Origin of the sequence: Paenibacillus lentus, assembly GCF_042714055.1 — a bacterium.
Classification (GTDB): domain Bacteria; phylum Bacillota; class Bacilli; order Paenibacillales; family Paenibacillaceae; genus Fontibacillus; species Fontibacillus lentus_A.
The window spans coordinates 1-1,509 of sequence record NZ_JBHGVC010000033.1; the positions used below are offsets into that span (position 1 = coordinate 1).

Annotated in this window: 1 protein-coding gene; it reads left to right on the forward strand. The window is 59.8% G+C overall.

Features of this window, described 5'->3' with window-relative positions; all coding sequences use genetic code 11:
- A partial coding sequence (locus ACE3MQ_RS27245) for a non-ribosomal peptide synthetase (RefSeq protein WP_379398770.1) occupies window positions 1–1,509 on the forward strand: 1,509 nt, incomplete at both ends.

Sequence of the window (1,509 nt, forward strand, 5' to 3'; positions counted from 1 at the left end):
TTTACAGGAGCAGGGCGTCGGCCCCGGCACCTTTGTCGGCTTGATGATGGACCGCAGCTTCGATATGGTCGTCGGCGTGATCGGCATCCTCAAGGCAGGCGGGGCTTATATTCCGGTCGAGCCTGCCTTCCCCGATGCCCGGCTGGAGCATATCTTTACCTCCATGCAGGTTCCGTATGTGTTGACGAAGTCGGCATACGCAGCGAGACTGGACGCGCTTCAGCAAGCGCAGGGCGGCCTGGCACGTCCGATCTGCATGGACAACCGGGAGATGCTGAGCGGTTATCCGGCGATCAACCCGCAGGTGCCGGGAAGAAGCGCAGAGCAAACCGCTTATGCGATCTTTACCTCGGGATCGACAGGAGTGCCTAAGGGCGTCATCGTGAAGCATCAGCCTGTTGTGAACCTGCTGGAATGGGCGGAGCAGACCTTCGCCTTCGGCCCGGAAGACCGGGTGCTCTTCATTACCTCCTTGTGCTTTGACTTGTCGGTGTTTGACATCTTTGGCCTGTTGTCCACGGGAGGCTCGATTCAACTGGTCGGGGAGGATGATATTCGCAATCCCGAGCGGTTGATTGATCTTCTGTGCGAGGAGCCGGTCACGTTCTGGGATTCAGCGCCAGCCGCGCTGCAGCAGCTGGCCCCGCAGTTGACGGAAGCTCGGCTGGCCGGAAGGTCGTCCCGGCTGCGGCTGGTGTTCCTAAGCGGTGACTGGATACCGCTGACCTTGCCGAAGCTGCTGCAGGAGACGTTCCCAGGCGTTGAGGTGATCGGCCTGGGCGGAGCGACGGAAGCGACCGTCTGGTCGAACTATTATCGCATTGGCAAGGTGCAGCCGGACTGGGCCAGCATCCCTTACGGCAAACCGATCCAGAACGCGCATTACTATGTGCTGGATGCGGAAGGCCATGTGTGTCCGGCCGGTATTCCCGGCGAGCTGCATATTGGAGGGGAGTGCCTGGCCTCGGGGTACAACGATCCGGAGCTGACGGCCAGCAAATTCATCCCGAACCCCTTCCATCCTGGAAGGATGTACCGCACGGGAGATCTGGCGAGATGGATGGACGACGGAAACATTGAGTTTCTGGGCAGATTGGATTATCAGGTGAAGATCCGGGGCTACCGGGTGGAGCTAGGAGAAATTCAGGCCGTGCTCTACAGGCATCCGGATGTCAAGGACACCGTGATTATAGATCATACCGATGAGAGCGGGCAGAAGTATTTGTGCGCGTACGTCGTATCGGACAAGGAGCTGACCGCCGCTGAGCTCCGTGAGTATATGGCGAAGGAACTGCCGGGCTATATGATTCCTTCCGCCTTCGTACAGCTGGCAGCCATGCCGGTAACGGCGAACGGGAAGCTGGATCGCAAGGCGCTGCCGGAGCCGAATCACCGGATGGCAACGGGCAGTGAGTATGTAGCTCCGCGCAATGAGCGGGAGGAGAGGCTGGCGGCCATCTGGAGGGAGCTGCTTCAGGTGGAGCGTGTCGGCGTGAGGGATGACTTCTT